The organism is Neobacillus sp. PVCKKU3, assembly GCF_058323225.1.
In genome coordinates this window covers 12,017-26,855 of the sequence record NZ_JBLVQN010000006.1, presented here as the reverse complement: position 1 = coordinate 26,855, position 14,839 = coordinate 12,017, and the positions used below count along the sequence as shown (strand labels likewise).

12 protein-coding genes and 3 pseudogenes are annotated in these 14,839 nt (G+C 38.7%); 6 read left to right on the top strand and 9 right to left on the bottom strand.

The genetic code is table 11. The features are described from left to right. Positions 1-39 precede the first annotated feature (39 nt). The gene (locus tag ACNQGS_RS05745) at positions 40-1,197 is read left to right on the top strand and encodes a pyridoxal-phosphate-dependent aminotransferase family protein (protein WP_491486495.1); all 1,158 of its coding nucleotides are present in this window, start codon (positions 40-42) and stop codon (positions 1,195-1,197) included. A 195-nt stretch (positions 1,198-1,392) separates the two neighbouring features. On the opposite strand, the pseudogene ACNQGS_RS05740 reads toward ACNQGS_RS05745, so the two are convergent. The 3 genes and pseudogenes from ACNQGS_RS05740 to dpaL form a co-directional block, all read right to left on the bottom strand. Further along, positions 1,393-1,710: pseudogene (locus ACNQGS_RS05740) on the bottom strand (class I SAM-dependent methyltransferase); the annotation flags it as partial. A gap of 128 nt (positions 1,711-1,838) precedes the next feature. Further along, a complete protein-coding gene (locus ACNQGS_RS05735; protein WP_491486494.1) occupies positions 1,839-3,008 on the bottom strand; it encodes a M20 aminoacylase family protein in 1,170 nt (389 codons plus the stop codon). 39 nt (positions 3,009-3,047) lie between these two features. Then, the gene (gene dpaL, locus ACNQGS_RS05730) at positions 3,048-5,552 is read right to left on the bottom strand and encodes a diaminopropionate ammonia-lyase (protein WP_491486493.1); all 2,505 of its coding nucleotides are present in this window, start codon (positions 5,550-5,552) and stop codon (positions 3,048-3,050) included. Between the two features lie 180 nt (positions 5,553-5,732). On the opposite strand from dpaL, the gene ACNQGS_RS05725 reads away from it, so the two are divergent. Beyond that, positions 5,733-6,623, top strand: coding sequence for an AraC family transcriptional regulator (locus ACNQGS_RS05725; protein WP_491486492.1), 891 nt, complete (start codon positions 5,733-5,735; stop codon positions 6,621-6,623). 131 nt (positions 6,624-6,754) lie between these two features. Here the strand turns inward: ACNQGS_RS05725 and ACNQGS_RS05720 are convergent. From ACNQGS_RS05720 to ACNQGS_RS05710, 3 genes and pseudogenes are all read right to left on the bottom strand, one after another. Next, positions 6,755-6,874, bottom strand: a pseudogene (locus ACNQGS_RS05720) (DNA replication protein DnaD); the annotation flags it as partial. A gap of 389 nt (positions 6,875-7,263) precedes the next feature. Next, a pseudogene (locus ACNQGS_RS05715) lies at positions 7,264-7,506 on the bottom strand (GNAT family N-acetyltransferase); the annotation flags it as partial. Then, complete coding sequence (locus tag ACNQGS_RS05710; RefSeq protein ID WP_491486491.1) at positions 7,499-8,005, bottom strand: arsinothricin resistance N-acetyltransferase ArsN1 family A; 507 nt, start codon at positions 8,003-8,005, stop codon at positions 7,499-7,501. The gene ACNQGS_RS05710 and the pseudogene ACNQGS_RS05715, both read right to left, overlap by 8 nt. 118 nt (positions 8,006-8,123) lie before the next feature. On the opposite strand from ACNQGS_RS05710, the gene ACNQGS_RS05705 reads away from it, so the two are divergent. The 3 genes from ACNQGS_RS05705 to ACNQGS_RS05695 all read left to right on the top strand — a co-directional run bounded on the left by ACNQGS_RS05705 (position 8,124) and on the right by ACNQGS_RS05695 (position 9,748). Further along, positions 8,124-8,570 carry a MarR family winged helix-turn-helix transcriptional regulator gene (locus ACNQGS_RS05705; protein ID WP_213141197.1) on the top strand — a complete coding sequence of 149 codons (447 nt, stop codon included), beginning with the start codon at positions 8,124-8,126 and terminating at the stop codon, positions 8,568-8,570. Between the two features lie 68 nt (positions 8,571-8,638). After that, positions 8,639-8,866 (top strand): hypothetical protein, encoded by a 228-nt coding sequence (locus tag ACNQGS_RS05700; RefSeq protein ID WP_491486490.1) that lies wholly within the window; start codon positions 8,639-8,641, stop codon positions 8,864-8,866. Between the two features lie 15 nt (positions 8,867-8,881). Then, on the top strand, positions 8,882-9,748 hold the full coding sequence (locus ACNQGS_RS05695; RefSeq protein ID WP_491486489.1) for a permease: 867 nt from the start codon (positions 8,882-8,884) through the stop codon (positions 9,746-9,748). Between the two features lie 232 nt (positions 9,749-9,980). Here ACNQGS_RS05695 and arsC read toward each other — a convergent pair whose 3' ends face one another. Genes arsC through ACNQGS_RS05680 form a run of 3 tightly spaced genes read right to left on the bottom strand, consistent with a single transcriptional unit; the run spans position 9,981 to position 11,861 of the window. Next, positions 9,981-10,403, bottom strand: coding sequence for an arsenate reductase (thioredoxin) (gene arsC / locus ACNQGS_RS05690; RefSeq protein ID WP_491486488.1), 423 nt, complete (start codon positions 10,401-10,403; stop codon positions 9,981-9,983). 26 nt (positions 10,404-10,429) lie between these two features. After that, a complete protein-coding gene (gene arsB, locus ACNQGS_RS05685; RefSeq protein ID WP_491486487.1) occupies positions 10,430-11,485 on the bottom strand; it encodes an ACR3 family arsenite efflux transporter in 1,056 nt (351 codons plus the stop codon). Between the two features lie 28 nt (positions 11,486-11,513). Further along, positions 11,514-11,861, bottom strand: a complete 348-nt coding sequence (locus ACNQGS_RS05680) for an ArsR/SmtB family transcription factor (RefSeq protein ID WP_491486486.1) — start codon at positions 11,859-11,861, stop codon at positions 11,514-11,516. Positions 11,862-12,212: 351 nt separating this feature from the next. Here ACNQGS_RS05680 and ppsA point away from each other — a divergent pair, with 351 nt between their 5' ends. Continuing rightward, positions 12,213-14,813, top strand: a complete 2,601-nt coding sequence (gene ppsA, locus ACNQGS_RS05675; RefSeq protein ID WP_491486485.1) for a phosphoenolpyruvate synthase — start codon at positions 12,213-12,215, stop codon at positions 14,811-14,813. Positions 14,814-14,839 lie beyond the last annotated feature (26 nt).

The following is a 14,839-nucleotide window of genomic DNA, read 5'->3' as shown; positions in this document are numbered from 1 at the left end:
CTATTAATATTTATATAAGGTTATATTGGAGGAAAATGTATGTATTCAAATATTTTAAGACATCCTGGACCAACTCCTATTCCGAAGAAAGTACAGCTTGCGATGAGCCAAGATATGATGAGCCACCGCAGTGAAGAATTTGTACAGCTATATCGGGAAACAACAAAACGTGTGAAGCCTGTCTTTGGAACAAAGCAGGATATTTTACTCATCCCATCGGGTGGTGCCGCGGCATTAGAAGCTGCAGCTGTAAATACTGTCTCTACTGGTGAAGAAGTGGTTGTTATTACCGTCGGTGCTTTTGGAAATTATTTCGTCTCTATTTGTGAAAAATTTGGCTTTCATGTACATAAGCTGGAAAAACCTTGGGGTGAAGCTTGTACACCGGAAGAACTTGCTGAGTTTCTAAAGCCCCTATCCAATATTAAAGCTGTCTTCGCTACTTATAACGAAACTTCTACGGGGATTTTAAACCCAATTGACAAATTAGCAAAGATTGTACGTTCCCGAACTGACGCGCTATTTATTGTTGATGGCGTCAGCTGTATTGGCGGAGCACCTGCGGAAATGGATCAATGGGGTGTTGATATTTTAGTAACAGGGTCACAAAAAGCAATGATGCTGCCTCCTGGGCTCGCTCTTTTAAGTATTAGTGACCGTGCATGGAAAGTAATTGAAGAGAATAATACACCTTCATATTATTTAAATTTATTGAGCTATCGTGAATGGGCAGAGAAAGGGATGACACCTAATACGCCTGCTGTTTCATTAATTTACGGTCTTTCTGCTGTATGTGATTTGATTGAGGAGGAAGGCGGATTTGCGCAAACAGTGGCACGGCATGAACTTATGAAAAACATGGTTCGTGAATCTATGAAGGCTCTTTCTATTGGCTTGTTGACGTCCGATGAGTATGCTTCGCCGACGATTACAGCTATTCTTACTCCAGAAGGATTGGATCTTGGGACATTTTTAGGCCATTTGAAGAAGAAATACCATCTTGATTTTGCTGGAGGGCTTGGCCACCTGCAAGGTAAGCTGTTCCGATTTGGGCATATGGGTTACTGTTTCCCAAGCGATATTCTTCAAGCGGTTTCTCTGTTGGAAGCAGGATTACAGGATTTCAACTACACCTTTGAACCAGGCGCTGGAGTTATTGCTGCACAAAAAGTGTTCTTGGCCGCCAATTTGAAATAAAAGTTGAATAAAATTAAATTTAGCCTTGTCAGAAAAAACAGTCAAGCATATCTTAATGTATGCCATAGCTTTACAAGCATATGAATTACCTACCCATTAAGAAGGAAGTCTCCGCCCAAGACTTCCTTCTTTTTATATTTTTCCTAAGGTAATTTTTTTCACTTTGTCTTCTAAAAATATAACATCTTGCTCTAATTATCGTCCTTTTTGGCATTTAACCATTATAAATTTAAATGGAGGCTTGTTTTCCATATTCTTATGTGGCTCAACAATTTCCGAAGTTTCTATCAGTCCATATTCCCTTTCCATACATGGGGGCTTCTTTGGAAATCGTTGTAAAAATCATATATGCGTTTGGCTTTAACTGATTATAGCAATCATTAATAAACTTCTCTATCTCTCACTTTGATTCAATAAGTGAATAAGGGCATAACAAAATATCCCATCATAAAGTTTGTTGTCAAAAGGCATATCAGTTACTGAACCATGAAAAATAGTAAAATTAAGCCCATTTTAAATTTAAAACATCCCCAATTCAATATGGCCAATGCCTGATTTTATTAATTTCGAACCCCTAAGGAATTTGAAAAATGCAAATGGTCAACTCTCCGGACCATTCCGAGAAGTTGACCTTTTGTTTGCTATTTTACTTTTGGCAAACGGACTTTAATTAACTCCGCAAAATATTCCGCTCCAATTGTAAGGATCTTATCATTAAAGTCATAACTTGAGTTATGAAGTGGAACATTGCCAACACCTTCAGAATCGTCACCATTTCCAATAAATACAAAGCAGCCAGGAACTTTCTGTAAAAAGGCACCAAAGTCTTCAGAAGCCATCCACGGTTGACAATTTCCATCCACTTTATTTTCGCTAACCACATTTCTAGCTGCTCTTACCGCAATTTCAACACACTCTGCCCAGTTAACCGTTGGCGCGAATTCATGGGTATATTCAAATTGGCATTCTGCCCCATTCATTTGGCAAATTCCCTCACTAATCGTCCGCATCCGTTCTTCCAGCAGCTTTTGTACCTCTGGCGTATAACTTCTAGTATCGCCCTTAATCACTACATTTGTAGGAATTGCATTTCGAATCCCGTCCGTTGTAAATTCAGTACAGGAAATGACAGCGGGAACATTTGGGTTCATATTACGGGAGATAATGGTTTGCAAAGCAAGAATAATTTCAGACGCAATCACGATTGGATCCTTACCCATATGGGGGCTTGAAGCATGTGAACCTTGTCCCTTAATATGGATCACAAAGTTATTCTCACTTGCCATAATTCCGCCCGCACGTGTTGAAATGGAACCCGCAGGCATGCCTGGCATATTGTGCATTCCATAAATCTCATCTACTGGAAAACGTTCAAAAAGTCCGTCTTGCATCATGGCAAAAGCACCTTTACCAATTTCCTCCGCAGGTTGAAAAATAAACCGAACTGTCCCGTTAAAATTTTTTCGCTCCGTTAATAACTTGGCTGCCCCCAATACTGTGGCCATATGTCCATCATGACCACATACATGCATTTTACCCGGGTTCTGGGATTTGTATGGAGGTTCAACCGCCTCCGTTAGGTTTATAGCATCCATATCTGCTCGAATCCCAATAGTACCTTTACCATCGCCCACTGTAAGATTGGCAACAATTCCAGTGCCACCAATATTTCTGTGAACCTCTAATCCCATACCTGTTAAGACTTCAGCTAGAAAATCAGAAGTATTTCTTTCTTCAAAGGCGCTTTCTGGATGCGCATGAAGATAGTGCCTCCATTTCGTAAGCTGCTTTTCAAAATTCCCACCCGCCATATTCAAATCACCCTCTCAGAAACTATTATTTTAAAATGATTATTCAGATGGATAGGCCCCATCCCATACTACTTTTCTATAATGATTTGGATCCGTGTCCCCTTCTGTGCTGATAATAAGAATTTTCGAATCTTGATTCAGATTCAATGTTTCTTTCATAGCATTGAGCGTTAAATTATCAGCCACTAGACTAACTAATCCCATACCAACTGCACCAGATTCGCCTGAAACAATATGAGGGTCACCACCCAACGGATTTGCAAGAATTCGCATTCCTCGTGCGGCCACATGATCCGGACATGAGACAAAGATTTCAGCATAATCTTTTAAAACACCCCAAGAAGTGGTACTAGGCTCCCCACACGCTAAACCTGCCATAATCGTATTTAAAGCTCCCGTTACGGAATGTGGCTTTCCATCGCCAACATTGATAGATTGGTATAGACAATCCGCTTTATCTGGTTCGACGATAACGGTAATAGGGCGTTCTTCTCCAAACTTCTCTACTAAATATCCGAGCATACTGCCAGCAAAAGAACCCACTCCAGCTTGTAATAACACATGGGTCGGGCGGTCTTGACCAACTTCAGCAATCTGCTCCACTGCTTCATCCAAGAGCGTTCCATACCCCTGCATAATCCAAGTTGGAATCTTTTCATATCCATCCCAGGCCGTATCCTGTACCAAGACCCAGCCATTTTCTTCCGCTTTCTGGCTTGCCAGCCTAACTGTATCATCATAGTTAAGATCCGTTATATAGGCTTCCGCTCCTTCTTTCCGGATATTGTTTAATCTAATTTCCGAAGACCCTTTTGGCATCAATACGACTGATTTTTGTCCTAGCTGGTTAGCAGCCCAAGCAATTCCTCTGCCATGATTCCCATCCGTTGCTGTTACAAACGTAATACTCCCGAGTTTCTCTTTCACTTCATTACTTCTTAGTTTTTCAAAAGAAAGCTCGGAAATATCAACGTTTAATTTCTCTGCCAAGTATTTGCCGACAGCATAGGAACCCCCTAATACTTTAAAAGCATTAAGTCCAAATCGATAGGATTCATCCTTCACCCATATATGGCTTACACCTAATTGTTTGGACAACTTCTCTAAGCTGTGAAGTGGAGTTACTTTATACTCTGGGAAACTCTTATGAAAATTTCTTACCTTTTCCACTACTTCAGGGTTCATAAATGCTGCAGATGCTTTCTCAGTATCTGTTTTTCTCGCATTTTCATTTAGAATATATTTAATCTCTCCAGGTGCGTTTTTTGTTGTAATTACTTCTTTACCATTTATAAGTTCCTCCTTTACTGCAAGAATACTAACTACGTTGAGCAAAACATTAGTTCCAGCAACCAAATCGGTATCTTTTGTATACTCCTTAGGATTATGACTAATACCGGCGATACTTGGGACGAAAATCATGGCTGTAGGGCAAATCCGAGCCATCATTTGCGCATCATGTCCAGCTCCGGATGTCATTCGTTTTGATTGGAGTCCGCGTCCGCTAGCAGCTTGCTCAACCAGTTTAACGATACATTCATCAAATGTTACTGGTTGAAAACGTACCAATTGTTCAGATGTAATGGATACTTCTTCCGATGCCGCCAGTTCTTTGAGATAGTTGGCAAGTGCTTGCTCTTCCTCTCTTAGTCTCTGCTCGTTAGGATCACGCAAATCCACAGTGAAGGTGGCCAATGATGGAATGACATTAACAGCATTTGGCTTAAATTCAATGGTTCCAACCGTTGCAACAGTTTGCCCATTAGAAGCGTTCGCCCGATCGCGTAAATAGGTGATTACCCGTGCTGCGGCAAGTCCTGCATCACGCCGCATATCAGTTGGTGTAGTACCGGCGTGATTGGCAACACCTTCAATCGTAATGCGTTGCCAAGAAATGCCTTGAAGATTCTCAACCGCACCAATTGGAATACCCATTTTATCCAAAATTGGACCTTGTTCGATATGAAGCTCAATGTAAGCGTGTGGCGTTAAAAAGCCAGGCTCCTTCGTACCAGCATAGCCAATACGTTCAAGTTCCTCCCCCAAAATGGTGCCATCCGTACCTACCTGTGCAAGCGCATCATCTACTGAGAGCCCGCCAGCATACACAAGAGAGCCCATCATGTCCGGCTGATAGCGCACTCCCTCTTCATTGGTAAATGCTGCGACTGCAATTGGACGAGATGGAATAAAACCTGTCTCCTGTAAAGTTTTTATTACTTCAAGCCCAGAAAGAACTCCATAGCATCCATCGTACTTCCCTGCATTAATGACTGTGTCGATGTGCGAACCTAGCATAATGGGTGCTTCATTTCTATTTTCGGTACCACACCAGATACCAAAGATATTGCCGATTCTGTCGATTTCAACTTCCAAGCCAGCTTCCTTCATCCAAGTGACTAATTGGTCACGGCCGGCCTTATCTGTATCTGAAGCAGCTAATCTTGTTCTTTTGTTATCATCGTCCAGACCAGTTCGGCCAAGTTCTTGTAAGCGGTTAAGTAAACGTTCACTATTGATTGATAGATTTAACTTTGAAATCATGTTCATTTCCCCTTTTAACATGTAAAGTAGTTCAGAAACAACTTAAAACATAATGGCACTCAGCTGATTATTGGTAAATCACATCATTAAAATGTAATTATAATGTTATAATAATTGAGAATTTGTACGAAATAATACTAAAATCGAATAGAAAAATATAAATATATTGAGGTGTTAGCTATGCAAATGAAAAACTTCATGATTGACGAAAGTTTAAAAGAGCTAACCAAACACCATACAGTCGTTATGCCAATTGCATGTTATAAAACGACCATTAATCAAAATATCCATGGCTATATTCCTCTTCATTGGCATGACGAAATTCAATTTGTGTTAATCGTAAAAGGGGAAGCAATTTTTCAAGTAAATGAAGATTGGATCGTGGTTCGAGAAGGTGATGGACTGTTTATCAATAGTGGATGTCTGCACATGGCACACGAAAAGGATCGCTCAGGTTGTGTCTATATTTGCTTAAATATTTCACCCTATTTTGTTTTGTCACAAGAACTGTATCCTACTTATGTAAAACCTTATATTCAAGCGACTAATTTATCTCACTTATATATAGATGCTAATGAGAGTTGGGGGAAAAACATTTTAGACGCCCTTTTAGAAATCCATCAAGGTATTGAGCAAAAGTCCCAATACTATGAAATAGATATATCAATAAAGCTGCCATTCATTTGGAAAAACTTAATCGATAATGGTTTTAAACTAGAATTTGTTCAGACAGAAATAGTAAAGAGCCAGAGAATGAAGCAAATGTTAAGCTGGATCCAACAGCATTATACAGAAAAAGTTATGTTAGAGGATATTGCCAGGGCAGGTCAGCTGAGCCGTTCTGAATGCTGTCGATATTTCAAGCGATTTCTAAAATGTACACCCTTAAATTATGTGATCGATTATCGTATTCAAAAAAGCTTATATCTATTGCAGCAAGACGATTCTAATATTACGGAAGTTGCCTATCAAGTTGGTTTTAATAGTACGAGTTATTTTATTAATAAATTCAGAGATTCCATGAACATGACTCCTTTAGCATACAAGAAAAATAAAATGCAAAATGACTAAGCATGCTAGTACTTAAAAAGGAAGTCTCTGCCCAAAACTTCTTTCTTCAATATTGTGAATAACGACCGGGGCTCTGGCTTTCATCGTCATTCGGGAGTTATGAACCTTTTATAACGACCGGGACTCTGACTTTGAGTCGACTGCGGATTTGTCAGAAGATATAAATAGAAGTATTTGTCCTCTGGGGTCATCTCCTCCATTACCACCGGATTGTTCCAAAAATCAGTACGCACCATCCTATACTTTCCCATCAACAACCACCATCCTAACTTTTCATAAAATTCTATCCAATGTCTATTTATGATTTTATGAGGAAAACGGATAGGATGGCTTTTATAACTATGTGAATGTTTTACGACTTCTGGGTTAAATCTCTGCTGGGTTCTATTTCCCATCGAAAACTTAAAAATTCAAATCAAAATGTATGCAAATTTGTATTATGTTTTGCATCTGTATTTGTTAATAAAAAAATGGCCCGGATGAACCGAGCCATTTTCATTATTTTAAATTAATTTGCTTGTTCAACTAAGCACCCTTTTGTTTAAGTGCATCATTTCACCATTTCGAGAAGTGTTTCAACACCAATAAAAATTAACCGCCTTGTATCGGTTTTTAAACTTATAGTCTCCTTTTACATTATTTATTTGGATTTCCATTCGTATTGAATATCAGGTAAATTTTCTTCATTTTCGTGTCCACTACCAATGATTTTAAATCCATTCTTTTCATAAAATCGTTGTGCGTTATTATTTACTTCAAATTTATTTAATGTTAATTTGCCACTTGATTGTTCTTTTACCTTGTCAAGTAATGTTTGCCCTATACCCAATCCTTGATAATCAATATGAATATAAAGTTGGCTTATCTCCCTTTCATTACACGCACTCAAAAACCTTTTCCATGATCATGACATCCACAAAGCGACCATCTAATTTACCCTGATTCTTAAATACACCAACTTCTCGATAACCTTTTTTTCTATAAAGCCCTTGCCCAAGATTATTAAAGGGAAATGTGAATAAAACAATTTTGTTAAAGTCATTTTTAATCGCAGCCTGTTCAATTTCATTAAGCAATACGGAACCAACCCCTTTTCCCCTGTAATCCCGTCTAATATAAATGGATAAATCGGCAACTCCAGCATAAGCGCACCGGTTTGAATAAGGATTTAATGATGCCCAGCCAATAACCTCATCATCTTGTTCCACTACGATTACCGCAAACCGCCCAGTATGATTGTTAAACCATTCCCTCATATATTCAATATCTTTCTGGTCTTCTTCTAAGGTTGCAATCCTGTCCTCAATACCCTGATTATAGATATTTAATATCGATTCTACGTCACTTACTGCTGCCAGCCTTATCTTTAACCGTGTTTTCATGATAATCCCCCTAGAAATGAATGACTAAAGCCATTATATAAAAAATTTCCCATTTTTAAAAGAAAATTAGTTGCAAATTGCAAATGATTAGTATATAAATAAATCAGAGGTGAAAATTATGGAAAATGTTAGAGAACTGTTCCAGGTTATGACAAGGCGGTTTGGTCTTTTAAATAAAAACTGTTGTCAGGTAGGCGGAGCTGAGATATCCCTCGTCCAAAGCCATATCCTATATGAATTACTTCGCCGGGAAAAGCCTTCGATGCAACAGGTTGCTGATACGTTAGGGATGGATATAACCACCTTTAGCCGGCAAATACAAACGCTAGTAAAAATGGAACTGGTTGTGAAATCACCTCTACCTGAAGATAGACGTGTTTCTCAACTAACACTAACCACACAGGGAAAATATGTTGCTGCAAAGATCGATGCAGACATGAACCAATATCTTAGCGAAGTATTTTCAAATATGAGCGAGTTTGAACAAGAAATGGTCATCAAATCAGTTAAACTGTTAAATGAAGCAATGTCACAATCTACTGTTTGTTGTAAACCGTTAATTTGAGCAAGATCCACTTGCTCTTTTATTAAAAATAAATACTTGCAATTTGCAAATAAAAAGGAGATGGCAATATGTATTTCAATGAAATTGAATTAAAAGTTTATTATGAAATGAAAAAAGAAGAAATGGAGAAAGCTGTGCTGGCTAGCCGGTATTCAAAAAATAGTCCAACGTCAAAACTCTATAGAAATTTCTTAAATATGTTTAAGAAAAACCAAAAAACTGTGCCAAAACCAGATTGCTGTGAAATTAAAATCCAAGAAGTATGCTGTGGAAATTTTAAAAAATGCTGTTTATAAATAAGGAGGTTGCTTATGTGGCCCGAAGTGTTTCATAGTTTTCTATCCATTGCATTAGAATTAACTTTATTGTTTATTGGAATCTCTTTTCTCATCAACCTATTACAGGGGTTCATTCCCTATAAAAAGATGGAACAGTTGATGGAAAAAAGCCACCCATTGGTAAGTGCTTTTGTCGCACTAGGGTTCGCCTTTATCACGCCGTTTTGTTCCTGTTCAACCATACCAGTTGTTGTTAATCTACTCAATAAAAAAGTACGATTTGGTATTGTCATGATATTCTTATTTTCCTCCCCAGTTCTTGACCCGACCATCATCACATTGATGACAGCTGTACTCGGAGTAAAAGTTGCCTTTGCTTACACAATCATAACATCCATCCTCTCCGTCATTATTGGTTTCACTTTAGAAAAGTTTGGTTTTGAAGAACAGATAAAAAATGTAGTAGTAAAAGGATACCAGGAACCGGATAAGAAATTTCAGCTAAAAGCGGCTATAGTTGAAACGCTGCACCTTATGAAAAGCGTGTATCCTTATTTGCTAATTGGTGCATTTATAGGGGCGTTCATTCATGGAGCCGTTCCAACAGGTTGGATCTCTACATTTATGGGAGGTGATAAGTGGTGGCTCGTACCGATCGCTGCGATTATTGGCATTCCACTCTATATAAGACTTTCAACTATGATCCCAATATCCCAAATCATGATTGCCAAAGGGATGGCTTTGGGACCAGTGATGGCTCTCATGATCAGTTCAGCAGGTGCAAGTCTACCAGAGCTAACTTTATTAAATAGCATCTTCAAAAAGAAACTCGTACTTGCCTTCGTTGGTTCAGTCATTACGATGTCTACTATATCAGGATTTCTATTTTACATTATTTAAGGGGGATATTTAAACATGAGTATTTTTAAAAGTCTTTTTCAAAAGAAAGAAAGTTCCTGCTGCAATGTTAAGATTGAGGAAGTAAAAGAAGACACTAATGTTCAATCACAAGATGTACAAAAAAGCAGTTGCTGTAAATAGGCTAAGTTAAAAATTGGCTTGCAGACTGAATACTGCATTCACACACAATTTAAAGCCAAGAGGGTGAATCCCTCCTGGCTTTTATTAAATCTTACTCTCCTGTTTCGGAAAAACGCTTAATTCTTTCCCCAATTTCATCACGTACTCTTTGGAAAAATGCCCATTTTTCTTCATCTGTTCCTTGAGCTTTTGCTGGGTCATCAAATCCCCAATGTACTCGTTTGACGCTTGGTGGTGTTACAGGGCATTTATCAGCAGCATCACCACACAGGGTTACGACTAAATCCGCACTGTTTAGATAATTAGGTTCGATTATGTCAGAAGTATACTTGGAAATGTCGATTCCAGCTTCCTTCATGGCTTTTACAGCATTTGGGTTTAATCCGTGCGCTTCTATACCAGCACTACGTACTTCCCACTCTTCACCTAGATAATTTTTTGCCCATCCTTCTGCCATTTGGCTGCGGCAAGAGTTTCCTGTACATAAGAAGTAAAGTTTCTTTTTGTTTTCCATGTTGAAAGCCACCTTTATTATTATTGTTAGGCTGCGTGTTCTTTAAAATATTTTCGTTTAAACCATAATGCCACATTGACTAACGCAATCATGACCGGCACTTCCACAAGTGGTCCGATTACTGCTGCAAAGGCTGCGCCAGAATGGATCCCGAAAACACCAACCGCCACAGCTATTGCTAATTCAAAGTTATTGCTTCCGGCTGTAAACGCAAGTGTTGTTGTAACGGGATAGCTCGCTCCAATTTTTCTTCCCATGAAAAAGGAAACAAAGAACATGACAACAAAGTAGATCAATAATGGGATTGCTATCCGAACCACATCCAGCGGCAGACTTACAATAACGTCCCCTTTTAAAGAGAACATAAGAATGATAGTAAATAGCAATGCAATTAATGTGATGGGACTGATCTTTGGAATAAACACTTTTTCATACCATTGTCTTCCTTTAGCTTTAACTAATGTGAAGCGAGTAATCATACCAGCAATAAATGGAATTCCAAGATAAATGAAAACTGATTTAGCTACCTCTGAAATCGTAATGTCAACAACCGCCCCTTGTATTCCAAACCATTCAGGAATAACGGTCACAAACACATAGGCATAAACAGAAAAGAATAGCATTTGGAAAATAGAATTGAATGCCACTAAACCAGCTGCATATTCTGTGTCCCCTTTTGCAAGATCATTCCAAACGATAACCATAGCAATACACCTGGCTAAACCAATCATGATGAGTCCTACCATATATTCTGGCTTATCAGGAAGAAAGATAATGGCCAGCAAAAACATAAGAATGGGTCCAATAATCCAGTTTTGAACAAGCGATAAAGATAGTACCTTCACATCTTTAAAGACCCGGCCAATCTCTTCATACCTAACTTTTGCTAACGGAGGATACATCATTAAGATTAAGCCGAACGCTAGTGGAATGGATGTCGTCCCTACCTGCAAACTATTCAAACTGTCTGAAAATCCTGGAAAAATGAATCCTAATCCAATTCCTAATGCCATCGCAATAAAAATCCACAGCGTTAGGTATCGATCCAAAAAGGAAAGACGTTTTTTCCCCGTGTTACTCATGATCTACACTTCCTTATACAATTTAAGGTTAACAGCCACATCGAAGTGTGGGATTACTTTTATTAATGATTTCGATTTTATCTTTCAGGTCTGGTACATGTTGCAAAATATTTTCTATAAGCCCATAAAGCTCATTTTCTGGGTTCAAAGAATAATAAATCCATTGACCTCTTCGCTCTTCTTTGACAAGTCCTGCATCCTTTAATTTTCGTAGATGCTGGCTGATGGATGGTTGACTCATGTCAAATACTTCTTGCAATTCACAAACACAACACTCCCGTTGTTTCAAAATCCCAACAATGGTTAACCGTGTTTTATCGCCTAATAATTTTAAAAAGTTGGCAGTTTGTTCAATTCCAACGGTTGATTGTAACATTAAACACACCTCCTAAATTTCATATAGGTAAATAACTATTTACTTATTTATAGTTTAAATTGATATATAATTATTCGCTTATATATTAAATTAATAAACATGTTAATTCAAGTGGCTAATTGTAAAGTTTATGTTAATATCTGATATTAATACAAGGGGTTTTTTGGGAAAGTGCTGATTCTATAACTACTTTCGAGGGGACAAACCGGGGCATCAGGTTACTGGCTATTTTAAAAAAATAAACTCTCCCTAATTTAATTATAACATCTAAAAAATGGTTATTATAGACTGTTTATTCTTATTTATGACTGCTAAAATCAATAGAACATTACTGGTTGGGAGAGATGTAGAATGAGTTCTTTGGTTCTCGGATTTCAGGAAATGGACAAAACGCAGCATTTGCTCGTTGGCGGTAAAGGAGTAAATTTAGGGGAATTATCAAAAGTTCAAGGCATACAAGTACCCGAAGGATTTTGTGTGACAACAATTGCCTTTCAAAAAGCCATCGATCAAAACGAAACGTTTCAAGCTTTATTGGATCAACTAACACGGCTAAAAGTAGAGGATCGAGAGCAAATTGGAGAAATCAGCAGGAAGATTCGACAAATCCTTATCGAAGTTGAAATTCCTTTCGATGTTGCGAGCGCTGTTACTCACTATCTCTCCCAGTTTGGCGAGGAACATGCTTATGCAGTAAGGTCCAGTGCGACTGCTGAAGATTTACCACATGCCTCCTTTGCCGGCCAGCAAGACACCTTTTTAAATATCATCGGAAGAGAAGCCATCTTGCAGCATATCAGCAAATGTTGGGCTTCCCTTTTTACAGATCGTGCGGTCATTTACCGGATGCAAAATGGATTTGACCACAAACAAGTGTATATATCCGTTATTGTTCAACGGATGGTTTTTCCACAGGCTTCAGGGATCCTATTTACCGCTGATCCGATTTCTTCTAACCGAAAGCTGCTGTCTATCGATGCCAGTTTTGGACTCGGAGAAGCACTGGTCTCTGGCTTAGTATCTGCCGATTGTTATAAGGTACAGGAAGATAAAATCGCAGATAAGGTGATTGCAACGAAAAAACTAGCTATCTATGGACGAAAAGATGGCGGAACAGAGACCGTGCCGATCGATCTGGATCAGCAAAAGACGCAAACACTTACTGACCAACAAATTTTACAATTAGCACGCATCGGAAGACAGATTGAAGCTTATTTTGGCTGCCCACAAGATATCGAATGGTGTTTAGTGGATGATACGTTTTATATCGTCCAAAGCCGGCCAATCACTACTTTATTCCCTATCCCTGAAGTGAATGATCAAGAAAATCACGTCTTTATATCTGTCGGTCATCAACAAATGATGACCGACCCCATTAATCCATTGGGATTATCTTTTTTCCTGTTAACGACTCCCGCCCCCATGCGTAAAGCTGGCGGAAGGTTGTTTGTTGATGTAACGCAACAACTGGCTTCACCTGTCAGTAGAAATATTCTACTAAATACCATGGGACAACACGATCCGCTCATGAAAGATGCACTTATGAACATCATTGAGCGTGGAGATTTTTTAAAATCGTTACCAAATGATAATAAAGCACCGAGTCCCAGCAGAGGCAATACAGATATGCTGGCACAAATCGAAAACAATCCATCAATTGTTTCTGATTTGATTAAGCGTAGCCAAACATCCATTGAAGAGTTAAAACAAAACATACAAACGAAATCAGGATTGGATTTATTTGATTTTATTCTAGAAGATATTCAGGAATTAAAGATGATTTTATTTGACCCTCAAAGTTCAGCTGTATTTATGGCTGCTATGAATGCCTCATTATGGGTCAATGAAAAAATGAACGAGTGGTTAGGTGAAAAAAACTCAGCAGACACACTTTCTCAATCTGTACCAAACAATATTACTTCAGAAATGGGTCTGGCACTTTTGGATGTCGCAGATGTGATTCGTCCTTATCCAGAAATCATTGATTATTTACAACATGTGAAAGATGATCACTTTTTGGATGAACTGGTTAAGTTAAATGGTGGAAAGGAAGCTAGAGACGCCTTCTTCGCTTTTCTCAACAAATACGGAATGCGATGTGCCGGAGAAATCGATATGACTAGATGCCGTTGGAGCGAAAAACCAACTACTCTTATTCCCTTGATTCTCAGCAATATCAAAAACTTTGAGCCGAATGCCAGCAAGCGGAAATTTGAGCAAGGCCGGCAGGAAGCGTTGAAAAAAGAACAAGAGCTATTAGAACGATTGAAGCAATTACCAGATGGTGAACAAAAGGCCAAAGAAACAAAACGAATGATTGACCTAATCCGGAATTTCATCGGTTATAGGGAATATCCGAAATACGGCATGATCAATCGCTACTTCGTTTATAAGCAGGCTTTATTGAAAGAAGCCGAACAACTCGTAAAATCGGGCGTAATTCATGAAAAGGAAGATATATACTATCTCACTTTTGAAGAACTTCGTGATTTCGTACGCACAAATGAACTGGATTACTATATTATCAGCAAACGAAAAGACGAGTACAAATTATATGAAAGACTAACTCCCCCACGTGTGATAACGTCTGATGGTGAAATTGTAACAGGTAAGTACAAACGAGAAAATCTCCCAACCGGAACGATTGTGGGACTGCCTGTTTCTTCCGGAGTGATAGAAGGACGCGCTCGTGTCATCTTAAACATGGAAGATGCCAATCTAGAAGATGGAGATATATTAGTCACTACCTTTACAGACCCTAGCTGGACACCTTTGTTTGTATCGATAAAAGGCCTCGTCACCGAAGTTGGCGGCCTGATGACCCATGGCGCAGTGATCGCACGTGAATATGGGTTACCAGCAGTTGTTGGGGTGGACAATGCGACCAAACTGATTAAGGATGGGCAACGAATTCGTGTGCATGGAACAGAAGGGTATATAGAAATATTGTAATGGCTTAAATAAAAAACCAAAGGAGT